Below are 12,743 nucleotides of genomic sequence, written 5' to 3' on the forward strand. Positions count from 1 at the left end.
ATTCACAAAGATAGGAGGAAGAAGCATGGAAATTGCTTTTGCAGGATGTGCCATTCTCGTTGTTACGGCCTTCGTTACAGATATTAAATCAATGAAGATTCCGAACATGCTTACCATTCCAGCGATGATATGCGGAATCTTGTATCATTTAATGGACTCTGGCTGGAGTGGAGTGTTGTTCACTGGAAAAGGATTGTTAGTTGGATTTGGCATACTTCTAGTTATGTATTGGATGGGAGCTGTCGGAGCAGGTGATGTTAAACTGTTCGGTGGCATAGGGGCTTGGACAGGAACGTTATTCACAATTCAGTCGTTATTGTATTCGGTATTATTTGCAGGAATTATTGGAATTGTCATACTGTTATGGCGTAGGGAGACTCTCATTCGTCTTCGGAAGGTGATTCACGGCATTGTAGGATTATTTGTTCTAAAAGATACTGTAGCACTGAGGATGGTGAGTAAGGAGCAGGTTCGGTTTCCATTTATGATTGCAGTCGTCCCGGGTATGATCTGTGCTTATTTATATGCGGTACCCTATTAGAGAGAGGTGAATATATTGTTTGGATTAACGCGAGATTTCATTCATAATGGCGGAAATTATATGGTTTTGAGTAGTCCTGCGGGAATTCCTTCCTCTGATTTAAGCAGAGTCCAGACTAGCATGATCTCAGCAGCGAAAGTTCCTCATCTATTGCCTCTTCATTTGAAAGAATTAGATTTCAAAGTGAGCATCCTATATGATATTTCTAATAAGAAAATGCTTACTCACTTGATCAAAAGTGATAAATTAAGCCTAGATGAATACTACGGTCTATTGTTGCAAATTGTAGGTACGCTCTACGATAGTAAATTATATATGTTAGATCCAGATCAATACATACTTCAGGAAGACTATATGTTTATCGATGGGCCTCTCCATATGGGTACACTATATCTGACCTATATACCTATTCAATCTATGAAGAATTCGACAACCATCCAATCTTCACTCCACCATTTGATAACAAGGCTGATGGCTTCTGTGTCTGAATTGCAAGGCAATGGTATACAAACGTTACTTCATTATGTGAGTGTTGAGGAATTCACATTGTCAGGCTTGAAAAGTCTGCTTCAGAATCTACTCGCCGGAGCGGGACAAAGCTTATCATCTCAGCAAGTTCACAATAATGTACTTCAATCAGACTTACAACGATCTAATATACATCGACATCATACAGAACAACCTCAGACCCTTCAATCTCATTCCGTTCCTAGTTCCATCTCCAATACCATCCCACGCGCAACAGAACTTGAACGAAAAGTGAGATTCCCTGTAGATTCGGCAGAAATGTCAGATCCTCTCCCAACTGTTTCAAGAAAGCCAGAACTAATAGGAAAGACTCTAATGAATACTTTAACGGAGAATAAACATTCATGGAAGGAAGATTATAATGAGGTTGATATGACGGATGGAGATGATGAACATAAGTCATCTTCAATGACGACCTATATAGCTTTAGGTTGCTTAGTTACTTGTGCTGTTGCATGGAGATTCCTCTATATGGCCCATCCAAGCATACTGATGTTAATTGTTTGTAGCCTTGTTACAGCTGTCCTTGGAGTTATCGCATGGTTAGGATGGAAGGAGATGCTACGTATACCCGTGAAGCGTGTAGAATCTTTAACGGAATCAATACCCTTATTTGATTCAGGTAAATTGGAAGATTCAAATCGCAAACGAGGATCGTCATTTCAAGTAGAGAAATTAACAGGATTCTTCGGAAGTTCATCAAAGGAGAAAGAACTTGAGCCATCAGATAAGCGATGGGTGTTTCCAGATAACCCTACATCAGAACGTACTCAAGCGGACAGGGGTATCACGAATAGAGAATCAGCTGTAACTTCAATGTATGAGGAAGAGGATCAAGGTGATTATTATGCTCAATTGGGTCACAAAACGGAGATGTTATCCTCTCCTAGAGTTAATGCAACAGTTCTATTGAAACCGGAGAATAACTCATCCCAAGATGTATATTCCACATCGTATAAGTCATATCCCTATCTTGAACGAAGAGAAGTAGGACAAGGAGTTCAAGAAGGGCTGAGAGGGGACTCTCCCCAGGGTGAGCAAGCGTTGACTCCAATTGTACTGAATGTTCCTCACTTCATTATTGGAAGATCGGCTGATGTTGCCCAGTTCGTTGAAGAAACACCTGGAACTTCAAGAGCCCATGTAGAGCTTTCTAAAGGCAGTGAAGGGTATGTCATTAAAGATTTGGGTTCAAAGAATGGTACCTTATTGAACAAGGAACCTATGGTCTCTTACAAAGAGTATCCACTTCATGATGGGGATACATTTACAATCATTAAGGGAGAGTACAAGTATCACTTAAGATCTTGAAGAGCTCCTTTTATTTCCGGATAAGTGAATACGAATCCGTGCTCAAGAGCTTTACTTGGGATGACACGTTGCCCCTTTAGTAAGATAAGTGATAGCTCGCCTACGATCCCTTTTAAGAGAAAGCTCGGAAGGGGAAACCAATAGGGTTTATTATGTATAGCCGCGACAGCTTTACCAAATTGGTCGTTCGTGACGGGCTGTGATGCAGAAGCATTGACAGGCCCTTCGATATTAGGGTTAAGGATGCAGAAATCAATTAACCTCACCATATCCGAAATATGAATCCATGACATCCACTGCTGACCACTGCCAATTCTTCCACCTACGCCAAGCCTAAAGGGAAGTCGCATCATCGGATACGCCCCACCGTCATTTCCAAGTACTACACTGATTCGTAATTTAACTAATCGAACATCTGGAATGCTATCCGCTGCATCTTCCCATTGTTGGACAACGCCTGACGGGAAATCCATAACACGTGTTTGCGAATGCTCATCGAATGTTTCGTCTAAAGAGGTGCCGTAAATGGCTATGGCTGAAGCCTGAATGACAACAGCAGGTTTTTTCTTTAATTGGGAGATTAGTTTCCTGACAGATGAGACGGTTGTGAGTCGTGACTCCATGATCCGCTTCTTGGCTTGTTTCGTCCACCGCTGACTTAGTGATGCTCCCGCAAGATTCACAAGTGCGTCCAAATTCTCTAATGACTCAGGATGATGATTTATTTGGTCCCATGTGAGGTACTCCAAATGTTCGTGGAAAGTTGGATTCGAGGGGATCTTTCGAGTAATGATGACGATGTGATGTCCTTGTGTAGTCCAATGCTTAATTAAGGATTGTCCGATAAAACCTGTTCCTCCACATATGGCGATTTTCATAATCACAAGCTCCTTTTCCTTATTAACTAATATGTTTGATCCGCTCATGCGGGGCACGTTCTTTCTGTACAAAAAGACCACACAGTCGAAATGATTCATTTCAATGGTGTGGTCTTATATGTATAGGATAGGCAGTCTTATTCAATCGTATTATATTATCTGTTTAGTAAATGTTCATACGGTTTGTAATCAATCTCATTCTTTTTCAGAAACTTCATCAAGAACTTATTGTCTCGCTTAGGAGTAGCGACAATGTATCCTTGAATACAGTGGTCCCTTGTAACTTCAGTTGCCTTATTCTCAATAGCTATCTTACCAATTTCAGCTGCAATGGAATGTTTGGCTATATCTCGAAATGCCGTGGGAACGGGACTAACTAACAAATCCAAAAGTGCTTTCGATTCGTCGTTCCACATCGGACGACTTCGTTCTACCCAATAATTCTGCCAATCTAACTTGGATTTCCCATCTGCTTTGGGTAGCACCTTCAGAAACTTACGGAACATGAAGAAGCCCCCGATACACATGGCTCCCATCATAACGATTGTCCAAAAGGCAATGGAGTTCATGAACCATCTACTAGGCGTGGTGCTTAATAACAAATTGGCCACTATTGTGGAATACATATATATTCACCTCAATGATATTTATCTTGACTTCATTTATTCCTGTTCATATGGAAATACTAAGAAAGATTATGTCTGACTCCATATAAAATCTTTATATTTATTATAGAAATAGCTATCTGAAAGTATTGTGAAGTAGCGTTAATATCAGAAGAGAAAACTGGTTTAATCAGGAAGGAACTGCTGTTTCTTTTTGATTATAACGCATTTCTAGATTTTTTTCGATATTCAAGTTAATATAAAGGATATTCGTGATAAAGGGGGATGCAACATGTTGAAAATTGGTTCCCATGTGTCTTTTTCGGACAAGGGTTTATTGAGTGCAGCTAAAGAAGCAAATACCTATGGATCTAATTCGTTTATGATATATACCGGTGCACCACAGAATACGCGCCGTAAGCCGATCGATTCCATGTATCTTGTAGAAGGCAATGAACTGATGCAGAAAAATGGCGTCGAGGAGATTGTTGTTCATGCACCGTACATTGTTAATTTAGGGTCGTACAAGTCCAATACGTATGAACTTGCTATTAGCTTCTTACAGGAAGAGATTCGTCGTACACATGCTATTGGTGTTAAGAATATTGTATTACATCCTGGTGCGTATACAGATATGGATGCTGATTACGGAATCCAGCGTATTGCTGATGGGTTAAATGATGTGTTAGAAGGTACAAATGAGACAGATGTTAACATCGCCTTAGAAACAATGGCTGGTAAAGGAACGGAAATTGGACGTAGTTTCGAGGAGCTTGCTCGAATTATTGATAAAGTAAAACATAATGAACGTCTAACCATATGTGTAGATACCTGTCATATTCATGATGCAGGATACGATATCGTCGGTGACTTAGATGGCGTTCTTGAAGAATTTGATCGCATTATTGGACTTTCGCGTATTGGTGTTATCCATTTAAATGATAGCAAGAATCCGCGTGGTGCTGGTAAGGATCGTCATACGCCTATCGGTAGTGGATTTATTGGATTTGATACGATTAATCGCGTTGTCCACCATGAGAAGCTACAAGGCTTACCGTTTATTCTGGAAACACCTTGGATCGGTAAAGATGTCAAGACGCAACGGCCTATGTATGAAGTAGAGATTGCTTTGCTTCGTGGAAATGTGGCTGAACGATTCGGAATTGAATTCCTGAGTCAAGTAGAACAACTTCATTCGTATTTCGCAACCCAAGAGATAGACCCAAGAGCTTTTGTATTGGATATTTGGAATTTGCTGAAGAATGATGCTAAGGCCAAAAAAGCCGATCCACGGGAACCATTAGAACGTTTGTATGACATGGTTGTAGAGGCTAATCTGTTCTCTGATCTAAGTGAAGAAGGAATTAACCAACGGATCATCGCATGTTTAGCAGGTAGGGATAACATTACAAGTTTATAAAGCCAACAAACACAAGTGTTGAGAGTGAGGTATATTATTAAAATGGAAGTACACACAAAGAGTGTTCCCTTAACGGAAAACCCATACAAAGAACGTGCGCGAATGCTTATTTCTTGTCCAGATGGACCAGGGATTGTAGCTGCTGTATCTCATTTCTTACATCAACATGGAGCTAATATTGTTCAATCAGATCAGTACACTATGGATCCTGCTGGAGGCATGTTCTTCATGCGTGTCGAATTCGATCTTGTTGAACTGGAGCAGAAGTTGCCTGGACTGGAAGAGCAGTTCAAAGAGGTAGCATCTATGTTTAAGATGAATTGGAGAATTCACAATGTAAATCGCAAGAAGAAGATGGCTATCTTTGTTTCCAAGGAAGATCATTGTCTAGTTGAACTAATTTGGCAGTGGCAAGCTGGAGATCTCGATGGGGAAATTGCGATGGTCGTTAGTAATCATCCTGACATGAAGGAATATGTTGAATCCTTCGGTATTCCGTACCACCTCATTCCAGTAACCCCAGATACAAAGAAAGAAGCGGAAATGCGGCAGTTAGAAGTGATTGGCGATGATATAGATGTCATTATCCTTGCGCGCTATATGCAGATCATCTCACCTACGTTTATTGAACACTATCGTAATCGAATTATTAATATACACCACTCTTTCCTTCCTGCATTTGTGGGAGGCAAACCTTATAATCAAGCGTATCACCGTGGTGTCAAAATCATTGGAGCAACTGCGCATTATGTCACAGAAGAGCTTGATGGTGGACCGATCATTGAGCAGGACGTACAACGTGTGAGTCATCGTGATGATGTGAGAGAGCTGAAGAGAATTGGACGGACCATTGAACGCGTAGTGCTAGCTAGAGCTGTGAAATGGCATATTGAAGATCGAATCTTGGTACATGAGAATAAAACGGTTGTTTTTAATTAAACTAGGAACTAAACATAAAGAATCTCGCTCAAGCGGAGCGGGGTTCTTCATGTTTCTCAGCATTTGATTCCAAGATCAGGTAAAATAGAAGTTTAGATGTAACGAAGGGAGCAATTCACATGTCAACGATTCAAGTAGAAGGAAAAGGCTCATTTCAAGCCGAAGAAGGAAGAAAACTTGTACTAGTTCTTGAAGACAATGGGGTAGATATATTACACCGTTGTGGTGGGAACGCTAGATGTACAACTTGCCGAGTTGAGATTCTAGAGGGAGACGCTGGAGCGATCCAGCAGGTAGAAGCAGAACTTCTTGCGAAAAAAGAGATTACGGATCCTAATATCCGCCTTTCTTGTCAGATTCGCGTACACTCAGATCTAACTGTTAAGCCGTTGATGACAGCTTCCGAATCAGGTTTGGAACCGGGCGGACGTCCGCAAGAATAAGGAACATAAGAATCCCACTATTGCGAAATTACTTACTTTAAACTGAAATGCATCCTACAGAATAGACATTGGATTAACCACTGGGTTTAACTGATGAAATTCTTCTAGAGGATGCATTTTTATTTTTATTTGAAAGGATGAGAACCCAATTGACAATTAAATCGGTATTATTCGATTTTGATGGTACATTAGCAGATACATTACCACTATCATTCAAGGCTTTTAGAGAGGTATTTTTAAAGTATGAGAATAAGTTGTTGACCGATGAAGAGATTATAGAAACGTTTGGACCTACAGAAGAAGAAATTATTGAAAATAATATATTCAACAAAGATTTAGTGAACGAAGCGATTGAATATTATTATGTCATTTTTGAAAAGCACTTTCATGAAATGGTAACGATGCCGCAAGAGATCCTAGATCTTTTAAAAGAGTTAACTTTACTACATATTAAGATGTCGATTATTACTAACAAAAGTAGAAAGTGCTTAGACATATGTTTGAAAAATCTTGGAATTACAGATTTTTTTATAACTACAATAGCTGGAGATGAAGTTACACTGCCTAAACCAGATCCGGAAGGGATCTACAGATCAATACATATGATGAATCTCCGGTCAGATGAAGTGGTCTTTGTTGGTGATAGTAATGCAGATATCACGGCGGGGAAGTCTGCAAATATCTTAACGATAGGTGCTCATTGGTTTGGAACAGTACAGAATACGGAGTTCTCAATAGAACCAGACCATATCTTTACGCGAACGGAAGAACTGAAATCATTCATTAAGGAACTCTAAGGATTTAATAGACACTGACTATGACTTTTAATTTTCCTTGTCCTCTATACAAAAGGGAATTGCCCAAGCCCATTTAATGGTCTTAAGGGCAACTCCCTTTTATTTCTATACACATCGAACAGTCCTGTTACTTTTTATTCAATCCACCTGGATTGTTCTTGCTAACTCTTCCTGAAGCTGCTGCTTCGGCAGGTTTGATTCCGGCTTTGATGACACGCATGACATTCACCTCCTACGCTAGAGTATGGTCTTGATATATCGTTTCGAGGACTTTTTTGATTTCCTTTTTCTCAAAAGAGCAAGGTCGCTCGTCATTTCTCATTCGATAGAGTTTGCAATGGTTTCCATTGCAAGAAGGGCGGAAGAAGCATGCATCGCAAGCTTTATCTCGTTCAGGACCAGGGGTGACCCAGTAAGCATATTTGTCATAATCCAAGTCAAATGTCCCATCTGGAAGTACCTTCCCTAATTGATTAATAGGCTCATCAAAAGCTACCGAGCATTTATATAAACTCCCATCAGACCCGACAACGAAGGCGTTAGGCTTCACACAATAACAGGTTGATCCTAGAGGCATGAGTGCATTCTCAACGATTGAACTCATTGCTACGCCTCGATCAAGAGCAGTCTGAGTCAATTCCCAGATCATCTTATCTTTTGTAGCATCATCACAAATCGGTAAATGAGCATCATTCTTTCCACCCATACGTCCTACAGGACGAAAATACGTTTGAAATCTACGATCATGAGCGAAATGTTCTGCAAAAATATCGATAAGCTCATCCATATACGGTAAATTATCGTTATCAAAATTTACACGAAGTGCGACTTCAAAGTCTTTATCTGTCTTTTTCATCTGAATTAGATTGTTTAAGATGACTTGGAAGCTTCCACCCTCGCCAATGAGGTTTCTTCTCGCATTATGTATCTCTTCAGGACCATCGAGTGTGATCATATAACGTTTAATCTGCCATTGATCTAACTTCGCAAACAACTTCGGCTTTAAAAAATAACCATTCGTCAAAATTTCAGCACTGTATTCAATTCCCCACTGGGCACAAACTTCGATAAAGGCTTCTGATAACTCACCAATCACATCGGAGGCAGCTAAAGGCTCTCCACCAAACCAACTAATCGATAAGTGACGTAAAGTTCTCGCTTGATTCTGAACAAAGGTTTTCAAACCCTCGATAATGTCTTGCGGCATTTTCCCCTTAACGAAATCTCCATAACAGTACACGCAACGGAAATTACAAGCTTCTGTCGTTAGAATCGAAAGGTGTAACACATCCGTACGGTTAACAGCTTGAAATAGAAACTGTGCTCGTCTTTCTTCGTCCACATCGGATGGAATGATGAACCCCATCTCTAACATCTGTTGTTGAAGTTCTGTCAGTTCTGTGTTGATTATGCCATGACCTTTGAGAGATGCCATGACTTCCTCACGTTCCTCATCAGGAAATGCGGAAATAGCTCCTGTATAGCTGTTGTATAGAAGGAGCTCACCTTCCTTTGTGGAAGAGATGGCATTAAACCGGGATCGAACCCAGTTATGTTGTTTCATTTATTAATCCCCCTGAACATTAACGTTAATTAAAATGCGCATTATCACACATCGTTAATATCATCTAATAGTTCCACCTTTTTTACAGTTGCAAATGTCATAGTTGGCATTGCAAGGAAAAGTTGCCCAGATAGGGTACAACAAGATTACGAGGGATTTCAACCCAAATTAAAGAAGCTGGCACCAGTTGTGATTACCGGAGCAGCTTATTACCTCATAATATTTATATGATTTGCAAAATATAGGGGGTTGATCTCTTTATCAAAGCGTATGCCTATTTTGAAACGTTACGCAGTTCTTGTCCGTTTGAAAGCTATTCGAGTTGGTTTGATATAGTGGCGGAGTTTTCCTTTGTAGATTAGTTGTAGGTCTGGGGCATTGACTAAGTCACCAGGTGTAGCAAGCAATGAGGATTTATTAATTAAATGAATGCCATTGTTTTCAAATACAGAAGCTACAAATTGAGAGCAGAAATAAGCATAGTCCCTTTTGATTTCGACATTAAGAAGAAGGGCAAGCATACCAATTAGATTATATTTATATAGTTCATGGTTGCGTTGCATTTCGAGAATTTGATTGCGAATATTGTTATAGACCTGCGTGCTAACTTTACAGCAGTATACCTCACACGTAGCATGCTTAAATAATTCCCAGTTCATATCTTCCTTAACAAAACCAGCGAAGAATGGATTATTTGGTGTCTTTCGACCGAAGCTATAGACGTCTGTTAATTTTCTGTCAAAGGCGATAGATGCATGATTTAGAGGATCCTTCGTAAACCACTTAATGGTTCTATTAAGAACTGTTCCCGTATCCGTAAGCAGGACATAAATCTCGTGGTCCTTCATCATTGTTATCATCCTCTACTCCATTATATAACTATAGAAAGTTTAATATTATGAGTCAGAGCTACGATTGGCTCTTCTTTGATGATAGTAGTAGTCTACCACAGTTATATCACTTATTTACTTATAATTCCTAATGATGCAGTAACCGTTTTTCTGATTATAGGATTCCCAGAGGTACTTACAACCGATGGGTTTGATTTGAATAGTTCATTATGACATGCACAGATCTGATTTTATTATATTATATAAGGGATAAGTCAGTTCGCGAAGGTAAAAACTGAACAAGGATATGGAAAAGAAGTGAGCCAAGTGTTACAATAAGTCATATTGAAACATTCAAAGCGTATTTATTTCATAATAGCGCAGTGGAATACGTTATGAAGAGCTTTGTGACGTAAGATTTAACAGAAGTATGAGGAGGATATACATGACTATCAACAATCAAGTGATTAACAAAGAAGAGAACAACACGATCGATAATTTATCCATTACAACGATACGTACTTTGGCTATTGATGCCATTGAAAAGGCGAATTCTGGACACCCAGGTATGCCAATGGGTTCCGCTCCAATGGGATATCAACTATTCGCGAAGACGATGAACCATAATCCTGATCAACCAACATGGATCAATCGGGATCGTTTCGTATTGTCTGCAGGACATGGTTCGATGTTATTGTACAGCTTGCTACACCTAAGTGGATATGATCTTCCAATGGAAGAATTGAAGAATTTCCGTCAATGGGGAAGCTTGACACCTGGACATCCAGAATACGGCCACACAGCTGGCGTAGATGCGACGACAGGTCCTCTTGGACAAGGTATTGGTATGGCTGTGGGTATGGCTATGGCTGAAGCTCAACTTGCTGCAACTTATAATAAAGATAACTACAACGTAGTTGACCACTTCACGTATGCTATCTGTGGTGATGGCGACTTGATGGAAGGTATCTCCAGTGAATCAGCTTCACTTGCAGCGCATCTTAAACTAGGTAAATTGATTACTCTTTATGATTCCAATGATATTTCTTTGGATGGTAAATTGAACTTGTCATTCTCTGAGAATGTTCAAAAACGTTTTGAAGCTTATGGTTGGCAAGTATTGCGCGTAGAAGACGGTAATGATCTTCCTGCAATTGAGAAAGCAATCAAAGAAGCACAAGCGGACACGAACCGTCCAACGTTGATCGAAGTGAAAACCGTTATTGGTTACGGTAGCCCGAATAAACAAGGTAAAGGTGGACATGGTGGTACGCACGGCTCTCCACTAGGTTCTGAAGAAGCTAAGTTAACTAAAGAAGCTTACAAATGGGTATATGAAGAAGACTTCTATGTACCACAAGAAGTTCGTGAACATTTCGCTAAAGTAAAAGAACATGGTATTGCTACTTACCAAGCATGGGAAGAGCAATTTGCAAAATATAAGAATGCTTACCCTGAGCTTGCAGCTCAATTCGAGAATGCTATTTCAGAAAAACTTCCTGAAGGTTGGGACAAAGACCTTCCTAAATATACTACTGAAGACAAAGCAGTCTCCACTCGTGTAGCTTCTGGTAGTGCATTGAATGGTCTAGTTGGTAATGTACCGCAGCTTCTAGGTGGATCTGCTGATTTGGAAAGTTCAACGATGACTCACTTAAATGGTCTAGCATCATTCACTTCGGAAAGTTATGATGGCCGCAATGTCTATTATGGCGTACGTGAGTTTGCTATGGCTGCTGCGATGAATGGGATTGCACTACACAAAGGACTTAAAATTTTCGGCGGAACGTTCTTCGTATTTACCGATTACTTGCGTCCAGCTGTTCGTTTAGCAGCTATTATGGGTCTTCCAGTAACATACGTGTTGACGCATGATAGTATCGCTGTAGGTGAAGATGGTCCAACACATGAGCCTATCGAGCAATTAGCTTCCCTACGTATTATCCCAGGTCTTACGGTTATCCGTCCGGCTGATGCTAATGAGACTTCTGCTGCATGGGCATATACGGTTGAGAATACTTCTAATCCGGTAGCTCTTGTATTGACTCGTCAAAATCTTCCAATTCTTACTGCATCCGTAGAAGGTGCTCGTGAAGGAATCAAACGTGGTGCTTATGTTGTAGCTGATGCGAAGAACGGCAAACCAGTTGCTCAAATTCTTGCTACGGGTTCTGAAGTACAACTTGCCGTTAGAGCTCAAGAAGAACTAGCTAAAGAAGGCATTGAAGTACGTGTCATCAGTATGCCAAGCTGGGATCTATTCGAGAAACAAGATAAAGCTTATAAAGAGTCTGTTATCTTGCCAGAAGTGAAAGCTCGTCTTGCAGTTGAAATGGCTTATCCACTAGGCTGGGAGAAATACGTTGGAGACCAAGGTGACATTCTAGGTATCTCTACATTCGGAGCATCTGCCCCAGGAGACCGTGTCATGAAGGAATACGGATTTACGGTTGAGAATGTCGTTAGCCGCGTTAAAGCACTTCTTTAATCGCCTAACCGATATTATATCTTATTGAAATTGGGAGTGGGGATCAACATGTCTGAGTTCAGTAACGCTACAATTGTTAAGGCTGCCAATGTGTATTATGACGGTAAGGTGACTAGTCGTACTGTCATATTAGATGGCGGTTCTAAGGTGACGCTGGGGATTATGCTACCTGGTACTTATGAATTTGGCACGGATGTTCCAGAGATCATGGAGATCCTTTCTGGGGATCTGGATGTTTTGTTGCCAGGATCGACTGAATGGCAAACGATTCAAGGACCAAGTACATTTCATGTGCCTGGTGAGTCTAAATTCAAGCTTGAAGTCCGTAGTGTGACGGATTACTGCTGCTCTTATGTTTAGTTAAACGGATATTTCAAAGAAAACCATAATAAAAAGGGT

12 protein-coding genes are annotated in these 12,743 nt (G+C 40.3%); 8 read left to right on the top strand and 4 right to left on the bottom strand.

All coding sequences use genetic code 11. From position 1 onward, the window contains the following. Window positions 1–25: 25 nt before the first annotated feature. Both BW961_RS06625 and BW961_RS06630 read left to right on the top strand, forming a co-directional pair. On the top strand, window positions 26–541 hold the full coding sequence (locus tag BW961_RS06625) for an A24 family peptidase (RefSeq protein WP_068582457.1): 516 nt from the start codon (window positions 26–28) through the stop codon (window positions 539–541). Window positions 542–556: 15 nt separating this feature from the next. Continuing rightward, window positions 557–2,380, top strand: coding sequence for a DUF6382 domain-containing protein (locus tag BW961_RS06630; RefSeq protein WP_068582460.1), 1,824 nt, complete (start codon window positions 557–559; stop codon window positions 2,378–2,380). Here the strand turns inward: BW961_RS06630 and BW961_RS06635 are convergent. After that, complete coding sequence (locus BW961_RS06635; RefSeq protein WP_068582462.1) at window positions 2,365–3,258, bottom strand: TIGR01777 family oxidoreductase; 894 nt, start codon at window positions 3,256–3,258, stop codon at window positions 2,365–2,367. The two genes, BW961_RS06630 and BW961_RS06635, sit on opposite strands and share 16 nt — an antisense overlap. A 155-nt stretch (window positions 3,259–3,413) precedes the next feature. Then, entirely contained in the window at window positions 3,414–3,884 is a 471-nt protein-coding gene (locus tag BW961_RS06640) for a DUF2621 domain-containing protein (RefSeq protein ID WP_068582464.1), read from the bottom strand. A gap of 271 nt (window positions 3,885–4,155) precedes the next feature. Between BW961_RS06640 and BW961_RS06645 the strand changes: the two genes are divergently transcribed. The 4 genes from BW961_RS06645 (at window position 4,156) to BW961_RS06660 (ending at window position 7,462) form a co-directional block, all read left to right on the top strand. Beyond that, on the top strand, window positions 4,156–5,283 hold the full coding sequence (locus tag BW961_RS06645) for a deoxyribonuclease IV (protein ID WP_068582467.1): 1,128 nt from the start codon (window positions 4,156–4,158) through the stop codon (window positions 5,281–5,283). 42 nt (window positions 5,284–5,325) lie between these two features. Then, the gene (purU, locus tag BW961_RS06650) at window positions 5,326–6,222 is read left to right on the top strand and encodes a formyltetrahydrofolate deformylase (RefSeq protein ID WP_068582469.1); all 897 of its coding nucleotides are present in this window, start codon (window positions 5,326–5,328) and stop codon (window positions 6,220–6,222) included. A 119-nt stretch (window positions 6,223–6,341) separates the two neighbouring features. Further along, window positions 6,342–6,665 (top strand): 2Fe-2S iron-sulfur cluster-binding protein, encoded by a 324-nt coding sequence (locus BW961_RS06655; protein ID WP_068582473.1) that lies wholly within the window; start codon window positions 6,342–6,344, stop codon window positions 6,663–6,665. Between the two features lie 149 nt (window positions 6,666–6,814). Then, a complete protein-coding gene (locus BW961_RS06660) occupies window positions 6,815–7,462 on the top strand; it encodes an HAD family hydrolase (RefSeq protein ID WP_068582476.1) in 648 nt (215 codons plus the stop codon). A gap of 232 nt (window positions 7,463–7,694) precedes the next feature. On the opposite strand, the gene BW961_RS06665 is transcribed toward BW961_RS06660, so the two are convergent. Beyond that, a complete protein-coding gene (locus tag BW961_RS06665) occupies window positions 7,695–9,026 on the bottom strand; it encodes a radical SAM/SPASM domain-containing protein (RefSeq protein ID WP_068582477.1) in 1,332 nt (443 codons plus the stop codon). 287 nt (window positions 9,027–9,313) lie between these two features. Continuing rightward, window positions 9,314–9,877: a C40 family peptidase gene (locus BW961_RS06670; protein WP_068582480.1), complete on the bottom strand. Its 564-nt coding sequence runs from the start codon at window positions 9,875–9,877 to the stop codon at window positions 9,314–9,316. Window positions 9,878–10,301: 424 nt separating this feature from the next. Between BW961_RS06670 and tkt the strand changes: the two genes are divergently transcribed. Further along, on the top strand, window positions 10,302–12,344 hold the full coding sequence (tkt, locus tag BW961_RS06675) for a transketolase (protein ID WP_068582484.1): 2,043 nt from the start codon (window positions 10,302–10,304) through the stop codon (window positions 12,342–12,344). Window positions 12,345–12,392: 48 nt separating this feature from the next. After that, window positions 12,393–12,704, top strand: a complete 312-nt coding sequence (gene ppnP, locus BW961_RS06680; RefSeq protein WP_068582487.1) for a pyrimidine/purine nucleoside phosphorylase — start codon at window positions 12,393–12,395, stop codon at window positions 12,702–12,704. Window positions 12,705–12,743: the final 39 nt, after the last annotated feature.

Origin of the sequence: Paenibacillus macquariensis, assembly GCF_900156375.1 — a bacterium.
Classification (GTDB): domain Bacteria; phylum Bacillota; class Bacilli; order Paenibacillales; family Paenibacillaceae; genus Paenibacillus_AQ; species Paenibacillus_AQ macquariensis.

Excerpts from the sequence above, each read along its gene's own strand:
- purU (WP_068582469.1), top strand. The coding sequence starts at position 5,326 with ATGGAAGTACACACAAAGAGTGTTCCCTTAACGGAAAACCCATACAAA.
- BW961_RS06655 (WP_068582473.1), top strand. The coding sequence starts at position 6,342 with ATGTCAACGATTCAAGTAGAAGGAAAAGGCTCATTTCAAGCCGAAGAA.
- BW961_RS06625 (WP_068582457.1), top strand. The coding sequence starts at position 26 with ATGGAAATTGCTTTTGCAGGATGTGCCATTCTCGTTGTTACGGCCTTC.
- ppnP (WP_068582487.1), top strand. The coding sequence starts at position 12,393 with ATGTCTGAGTTCAGTAACGCTACAATTGTTAAGGCTGCCAATGTGTAT.
- BW961_RS06665 (WP_068582477.1), bottom strand. The coding sequence starts at position 9,026 with ATGAAACAACATAACTGGGTTCGATCCCGGTTTAATGCCATCTCTTCC.
- tkt (WP_068582484.1), top strand. The coding sequence starts at position 10,302 with ATGACTATCAACAATCAAGTGATTAACAAAGAAGAGAACAACACGATC.
- BW961_RS06645 (WP_068582467.1), top strand. The coding sequence starts at position 4,156 with ATGTTGAAAATTGGTTCCCATGTGTCTTTTTCGGACAAGGGTTTATTG.
- BW961_RS06640 (WP_068582464.1), bottom strand. The coding sequence starts at position 3,884 with ATGTATTCCACAATAGTGGCCAATTTGTTATTAAGCACCACGCCTAGT.
- BW961_RS06670 (WP_068582480.1), bottom strand. The coding sequence starts at position 9,877 with ATGATGAAGGACCACGAGATTTATGTCCTGCTTACGGATACGGGAACA.
- BW961_RS06635 (WP_068582462.1), bottom strand. The coding sequence starts at position 3,258 with ATGAAAATCGCCATATGTGGAGGAACAGGTTTTATCGGACAATCCTTA.